The following is a 4,965-nucleotide window of genomic DNA, read 5'->3' as shown; positions in this document are numbered from 1 at the left end:
TTTACACACCCCGCGAGGGGTCCTGCAGCGGGGGGTCCCCCGAGATCATCCGCCCTGGTCAGCGGCGGGGTGAGGCCACTCCGGAGCCTCGGCCGTCGCCGTTGCCCCCCGCCCCGTTCCCGGGACCGGTGTGCCGGAAGGCGTCCATGGCCTCCGCCAGCAGGTCGGCGAGGCGGGCGCCGTTCTCCCCTCGACGCGCCCGACCGTCGAGGGTCCCGCCCGCCGGCGACGCCGGGTGGGGCGCGGCACCGGGACGTGGGGTGAACCGTTGGTCCGCCACGGGCACGGGCATCGAGCCCGAGACGTGGGTCCGGGCCGAGGGCACGGCGACGTCCGGGCGGTCCCGCTCCGGGGGCGGGTCGTCGACCGGCTGGTACTCGGCGAGCAGGCCCGCCAGGGTGAGCGCCAGCTCGCCGTCGGGGTCGGCGGGGTCGAACCCCGTCGGTACCGGCGCCGGGCTTCCCTCCCGGGGGGAGGTACCCCCGCCTCGGTCGCCCCGCGGAGGCGTCGTGGGCGACGGTCCCGAGCGCGCCGTGCCCGGCGACACGGCGTCGGGGCGCTCGTCCGGCGTCGTCGTCCGCGGTGGCGTCGACCATGGTGGGGCCGGCTGCCCCGGAGTCCCGGGCGCGGACGACCCCGGCGGTGGTCTGCGCTCCGGGTCCTCCTGCGGAGCGGGGGCCGCCGGGGGCCCGTCGTCGGTCGGCACGGGCGCCGCCGGCCGCTCCGGCGCCCCGGAGGGCATCCCCGTCCCGAGCGGATCGGCCGGATCGATGTGCGGGAACTCCGCCGGGTCCGGGGACCCCCACGTCGTCGGGTGCTCGAGCGTCCAGGAGCCCGACAGGCCGCGCGGCGTGGCCTCGGCGCCATCGTCCCGGTCGGGCGGGCCGGCCCGGTCGGCCGAGAAGGGGTCGAGGGTCGGCCACGGCCCGTCGAGCGACGGGGACTCCGGGAGTACCGGGCCCAGGGAAGGCTCGGTCGGCGTCGTCCCCTGGGCGTCGGCCGCGTGCCGGGAGCGCCGGGCCGATCCCGACGGCGGTGCGGACGGCTGGTCGCTCTCGGGCTCGGGGCCGCGCCCGATGTCGTCGACGTGGGTGCCGTTGACCCGCTCCGGGCCGGTGTCGGACGGGCTCCCCGCCGGGCTGGACGCGCCCAGGAGCCGGGCGAGCGCCTCCGGCACCGTCTCCGAGCCCGGCATCCGGAGCGGGTCGTCGACCTCGTCCTGACGGTGGCGTCGGCGCGGCAGCGGGACCCCGTCGTCGGTGTCCGAGAGTCGCGCCTCCCCGGACGGGGTCTCCGGCGGCGGGGCCGACGCCGGGTCGTTCGGGCGCGTCGGCGAGGGCGGACGGGCGGGCGGAGCCGGGAGGTCCGGTCGGGACGCGGCGATCATCGTGAGCACGCGGAGCGCCGGGTCGCGACGGTCGCGGCTGCGTGACTCCAGCTCGTGCGCGCGGCGGACGGCCGCCAGCGCCGCCCCGAGCTCGCCGCCGCGCTCGGCCGCCGCCGCGACGAGCTCCCAGGCGCGGGCCGCCGCCGCCTCGTGGCCGGCGGACTCGAGCTCGGTGGCCGTCCCCCGGGCCAGTGCCTGCGCGTCGGCGTGGGCGCCCTCCGCGAGGTGGACGCGCTCGGCCAGCAGCAGCCGCACGCGCGCGGCGGGGCGGACCACGGCCGGCGGCGCGTCGCCCGGGGGGAGCACGGTGCGGGCGCGGGCGAGCGCGTCGTCCCGCCGCCCGAGATCGAGGAGCAGCTCCACCTCGTCGGCCGCGGCGAGCAGGGAGCGCCGCCCGCCGTCGGGGTCGGTACCGGGCCCGCTCGAGGCCACCCCCGCGACGATCGTCAGCGCGGACGCCGCGTCGCCACTGCGGCGCCGGGCGGCCGCCCGGGCCCGCGCGAGGTCCCGGCGCACGAGGTCGGCCTCGGGCGCGGCGACGTCCCGGAGCGCCGCGGCCGCCTCCTCCGCCGCCCGGTCCGCGGCGGCGACGTCGCCGGCGGAAGCGGCGAGCTGGGCCCGCACGAGGGCCGCCTGGGCGACCGTGTGCCCCGGCAGCCCCGTCTCCGCCGCGAGGGGCTCGAGGAGGCCCGCGGGGAGGGCGTCGTCGGCGACCCCGACCGCCACGGCCGCGAGGTCGGCCAGGAGCCCGGCGACCTCGGCGCGGTCCTCCCGCTCCAGGGCGGCGTCGAGCAGCGGCGCGGCGCGGGACACCACCTCGTCGAAACGATCGATCTCGGCCAACGACCGGATGACCGAGCGCTCCGCCGCCGTCCGGACCGTGTCGTCGTCACCGGCGAGGCGCAGGGCGTGCTCCGCCAGCGCGGCGCCGAGACGGGGATCGGTCCACCGCAGCCCGTCGGCCACCTCGAGGACGGCGCGCGCGGAGAGCGCACCGTGCTCCCCCGGTGTCGCCACGAGCGCTCCCTTCTCGGCGTCGACCGCGGATTCCGTTCCGCGGGCGGGACTCAGTCGCGGGTGAGCTTGCGGTGCGTGACCCGGTGCGGCCGCGCCGCGTCGGCGCCCAGCCGCTGGATCTTGTTCTGCTCGTAGTCGGCGAAGTTGCCCTCGAACCAGAACCAGGAGGCCGGGTGGTCGTCGGTGCCCTCCCACGCCAGGATGTGGGTGCACACCCGGTCGAGGAACCAGCGGTCGTGGGACACCACGACCGCGCATCCCGGGAAGTTCTCGAGCGCGTTCTCCAGCGACGAGAGGGTCTCCACGTCGAGGTCGTTCGTCGGCTCGTCGAGCAGGAGCAGGTTGCCGCCCTGCTTGAGGGTGAGCGCCAGGTTCAGTCGGTTGCGCTCGCCGCCGGAGAGGACGTTGACCGGCTTCTGCTGGTCGGGGCCCTTGAAACCGAACGCCGAGACGTAGGCCCGGGACGGCATCTCCACGTTCCCGACCTGGATGAAGTCGAGACCGTCGGACACGACCTGCCAGACGTTCTCGGTGCCCGAGAGACCGGAGCGGTTCTGGTCGACGTAGGACAGCTTCACCGTGTCCCCGACCCGCACCGTGCCCGAGTCGGGCTGCTCGAGGCCGACGATGGTCTTGAACAGGGTCGTCTTGCCGACGCCGTTGGGGCCGATCACGCCGATGATGCCGTTGGGCGGCAGCGAGAACGACAGGTCCTTGATGAGCAGGCGGTCGTCGAAGCCCTTGTCGAGGTGCGAGACCTCGACGACGACGTTCCCGAGGCGCGGCCCCGGCGGGATCTGGATCTCCTCGAAGTCCAGCTTCCGGGTCTTCTCGGCCTCGGCGGCCATCTCCTCGTAGCGGGCCAGACGCGACCGGCTCTTGGCCTGACGCGCCTTGGCGCCCGACCGCACCCACGCCAGCTCGTCCGCGAGACGCTTGCGGAGCTTGGCGTCCTTGCGGCCCTGGACGGCGACGCGCTCGGCCTTCTTCTCGAGGTAGGTCGAGTAGTTGCCCTCGTAGGGGTACGCCCGGCCGCGGTCCAGCTCGAGGATCCACTGCGCGACGTTGTCGAGGAAGTACCGGTCGTGGGTGACGGCCAGCACCGCGCCCTCGTAGCTGGCGAGGTGGCCCTCGAGCCACTGCACACTCTCGGCGTCGAGGTGGTTGGTCGGCTCGTCGAGCAGCAGCAGGTCGGGCTTGCTCAGCAGGAGCTTGCACAGCGCCACCCGGCGTCGCTCACCTCCGGAGAGGTGCGTGACCGGGGAGTCGCCCGGCGGGCAGCGCAGGGCGTCCATGGCCTGCTGGAGCTGGGAGTCGAGGTCCCAGGCGTCGGCGTTGTCGAGGTCCTCCTGGAGCTTGCCCATCTCCTCCATGAGCTCGTCGGAGTAGTCGGTGGCCATGAGCTCGGCGATCTCGTTGTACCGCTGGAGCTTCACCGCCACGTCCCCGGCGCCCTCCTGGACGTTGCCGAGGACCGTCTTCTCCTCGTTGAGCGGGGGCTCCTGCTGCAGGATCCCGACCGTGGCCTCGGGGGCGGCGAACGCCTCGCCGTTGTTGGGCTGGTCGAGTCCCGCCATGATCTTGAGAACGCTCGACTTGCCCGCGCCGTTGGGCCCGACCACGCCGATCTTCGCCCCCGGGAGGAAGCTCAGCGTGACGTCGTCGAGGACCACCTTGTCGCCGTGGGCTTTGCGAACCTTCTTCATGGTGTAGATGAACTCAGCCACGCCCTCGATGGTAGTTGGCGCGCCGCGGCCGTCCCCGGGCCCGGGTGGTGCGCTCAGCCGGCCAGCGCCGCCTTGTCGAGGTCGTCGTCGCTCTCCTCCCCGCCGAGGGGCGACGCGCCGCCCATCACGCCTCCGAACGGCCCCACCGCGGACGGCGCGCCGACCGTCCCGACGAGCTCGGGGTCGGCGTCGGTCGCCGAGGTCGGCCCCTCCACGACGGCGAGGCCGGTGACGTCCGCGACGGGGCGACCGCCGGCACCGGGCTCGGCCGGCACCACCTTGGCGGCGACCCTCGACAGGTCGAGACCGACGCTGCGCGCCTCGAGCTCGGTGGAGGTCCGCCGGACGCCGTCGGCCTCGTACTCCCGCACCGAGAGCTTTCCGATGACGACCACGGGGTCGCCCTTGGCGATGCACGTCCGGACGTTCTCGCCGAGCCGCCGCCAGCAGCTGACGCGTACGGCGAGACGCGCTCCGTCCTGCCACGACCCGGTCTCGGGGTCGAAGCGCCGTTCGGTGCTCATCACCCGGAAGTTCGCGACCTCCCCGCCGTTGGTCGTGCGCCGCCAGCTGACGTCGTTCGCGACGTTGCCGACCACGGTCGTCCAGGTCTCGTTGACCATCGTTCCTCCTCCCGAGCCGCGCCCCGGTGGGAGCGGTCCCGGAGGACACGGTGCACCGACGCGCAGGTGGAACGGGAACGTCGGCGGGCCCACTTGTGGACACCTCGGGGCTCGGTGCCGCTGTGGACGGCCGGCAGGGCCGATCGGCTCCCGCCGCGTCGGCCGAACGGGCGCACGAAAAAGCCCCGCCGACGAATCGGCGGGGCTTTCG

3 protein-coding genes are annotated in these 4,965 nt (G+C 75.3%); all 3 read right to left on the bottom strand.

The window, feature by feature from the left end:
- Positions 1 to 58: 58 nt before the first annotated feature.
- From HH311_RS30680 to ssb, 3 genes are read right to left on the bottom strand one after another with little or no spacing between them, the layout of a single operon-like run.
- Positions 59 to 2,404: a hypothetical protein gene (locus HH311_RS30680; RefSeq protein WP_169187530.1), complete on the bottom strand. Its 2,346-nt coding sequence runs from the start codon at positions 2,402 to 2,404 to the stop codon at positions 59 to 61.
- Between the two features lie 50 nt (positions 2,405 to 2,454).
- A complete protein-coding gene (gene ettA, locus HH311_RS30675; RefSeq protein WP_169187529.1) occupies positions 2,455 to 4,131 on the bottom strand; it encodes an energy-dependent translational throttle protein EttA in 1,677 nt (558 codons plus the stop codon).
- A gap of 53 nt (positions 4,132 to 4,184) precedes the next feature.
- Positions 4,185 to 4,754, bottom strand: coding sequence for a single-stranded DNA-binding protein (ssb, locus tag HH311_RS30670; RefSeq protein ID WP_169187528.1), 570 nt, complete (start codon positions 4,752 to 4,754; stop codon positions 4,185 to 4,187).
- Between the last annotated feature and the right edge of the window lie 211 nt (positions 4,755 to 4,965).

It is taken from the genome of Actinomycetospora sp. TBRC 11914 (assembly GCF_012933465.1).
Lineage (GTDB): Bacteria > Actinomycetota > Actinomycetes > Mycobacteriales > Pseudonocardiaceae > Actinomycetospora.
This window is presented reverse-complemented; position numbering and strand designations above follow the sequence as displayed.